This window comes from Methanospirillum sp. (assembly GCF_035560735.1).
In the GTDB taxonomy this organism is placed as follows: domain Archaea; phylum Halobacteriota; class Methanomicrobia; order Methanomicrobiales; family Methanospirillaceae; genus Methanospirillum.
The window spans coordinates 1-2284 of record NZ_DATMYY010000220.1; the positions used below are offsets into that span (position 1 = coordinate 1).

Consider the following 2284-nt stretch of genomic DNA (forward strand, 5'->3'; position numbering starts at 1 on the left):
GTTATATCTGCTGTAATTCTTAAAATAGAAGAGAACTTTAACTGGCAGGCTGTAATTCTCATGCCAGAATCTAAAAATCTGTCAGTCATAGGGTCATCCCGTGCATTGCAAATTACTGCTGATGAAATTTCCATTGCGCAATGGGCTTTTTCAAAAAATGCAATTGTCGGGTATGACACAGATACGCTTCATGCATCCCGGCTACGGTTTATCCCAATCAGAAGCAGAAAAAAAGTGCTTGGAGTTCTTGGCGTAAAACCTGATGAGGTAGAAGGTGTCATTTCTCCTGATGAAGGAAGAATGCTGGAACTATTCACCGATCTGACAGGACTTGCTATTGAACGGTTTGAAAAAGGATAAACAATATCCCTTCCATTTTTTCATCAGATTAAGGACATTCTGATCTCACATCTCAAGTCTTGTTACCACACCGTGAACCCGGTCAGGTGGCAGGCGGTAATACTGGACAAACGATGGTGAAAGCCGCTTGATCACAGCATATATCTTCCAGATAATATTGTTCGTGACGATCTCTTCCATCCCGTAAAAAACCGTGGTCTCTTCTATCCCTACCTGCCTGATAATGGAAAGAAGATGAATAACCTGCATGTACCCATACTCTATGGAAAGAGACCGAAGTCCGGGTCTTATCTCCTTGAGATGCCAGCTTACACCATAGGCCTCTTCTTTAGGCCGGACAGATATGATGACATTGTCCTTGTAGATTATTCCATGAATAAACATAGTCCGGGTCATATATGCCGGAATATGTTCCATTGACTGGGCGAAAAAGACTGCAGTACCTGGTAACTTTGGATAATGGGTGTACCGGTCCTCAAACTTTTTCATAAACACCCCGTTATCCATCGGATTAAGACCCCGGTACAAAACTTTCTGCCCTTCAGTAAAGATTACAAAGATAGAGAATGGGATGGCAGCTATCACGAGTGACCAATATCCTCCAACCGGGATCTTATGCAGAAGTGAGAGGAAGAAGAGCAGGTCTACACATGTTACAAATATTGAGAGGATAACCGGTAAAAACTGGCGTCTGTACAGGAATATTGTACTCATCATCACACCGGTAATTAACATCGTTCCGCTGACTGCAATCCCGTATGCAGCAGCAAGCCTCTCTGATGAGCCAAAGATAAGAAGCATGAAAATGACAGCAATACATAATCCCCAGTTTACAATGTCGATATAGATCTGAGTTCGCAGTTCAGACGAGGTATAGTCTATAGGAAGTCTTGGAAGGAGATGAGTATTGATAGCCTGATAAATAACAGAGAAGATTCCGCTTATAACTGCCTGGGATGCTATCACTGTTGCCATCACCGTTAAAAACAGGAATGGAATATACAATATTGCTGCTTCACTAATAATCAACCCGAAAAACGGGTTGTCAACCGGGCCGTTTCTGATAAGAAAGGCTCCCTGACCAAGATATACCAGGGTCAAGGCAACAAGAACAATAAGCCATGCCCATCGAATCGGTTCCCTTCCGAGGTGACCCATATCTGCAAACAGTGCTTCTCCCCCGGTTGCACACAGAATTATGAGCGAAAGGGATAGGAACGCTATGCCAGGATCCTGCAGAATAAACAGGAGAGCATGTGTGGGACTGAGTGCAAGGATGATCTCCGGAGTTCTGACAATTGAAATAGTACCAAAGACAGCAAGAGAGATGAACCAGATGATCATAACCGGTCCAAAGGTTTTCCCTACTTTATCGGTTCCTCGTTTTTGAAACCAGAAGAGTCCAATCGATATGAGGATTGCAAGCATTACCAGCGTACCCTCTGATATCCCGGCCCAGGCTGGTATGAGTTTGATACCCTCAACAGCCGAGAGAATACTAATAGCTGGAGTGATGACACAGTCCCCTATCATCAGGGAGACCCCGGCAAAAGTGATAATAGTAACAGCAAGAATTCCGTACTTGCTCTTGACCATCGGCAAAAGAAGTTCCTTGAGCACGATGGTTCCACCCTCACCATTGCTGGAGAGACGCATCGCAAGAACAGCATATTGTAATGATACCAGGACAATCAGAGTCCAGAATATCATGGAAATAGTACCAAAGATATGACTCGGCGTCGGCTTTACAACCAGGTAGAGAGAAGCAAGCGTGTATATTGGACTTGTTCCGATATCTCCGAAGACCAGACCGATTGATTTTAATATTGAGGGAAGAGGAGGTGGTTGTATCATATCCACCTCAGTATTTCAATCAATAGAATAAATGAACTCTGGTGTTGCACCCAGACAATTATCATAAATC

Annotated in this window: 2 protein-coding genes; one reads left to right on the top strand and one right to left on the bottom strand. The window is 43.7% G+C overall.

Annotation, left to right across the window (positions count from 1 at the left end; translation table 11 throughout):
• Positions 1-360, top strand: a 360-nt coding sequence (locus VN429_RS06415; RefSeq protein WP_325631112.1) for a GAF domain-containing protein, incomplete at its 5' end; no start/stop codon positions are given.
• A 45-nt stretch (positions 361-405) separates the two neighbouring features.
• Here VN429_RS06415 and VN429_RS06420 read toward each other — a convergent pair.
• A complete protein-coding gene (locus VN429_RS06420) occupies positions 406-2214 on the bottom strand; it encodes a KUP/HAK/KT family potassium transporter (RefSeq protein WP_325631114.1) in 1809 nt (602 codons plus the stop codon).
• Positions 2215-2284: the final 70 nt, after the last annotated feature.

What these genes read in the sequence shown, in the direction of transcription:
- VN429_RS06420 (WP_325631114.1), bottom strand. Translation starts at nt 2,214, where the DNA reads ATGATACAACCACCTCCTCTTCCCTCAATATTAAAATCAATCGGTCTG.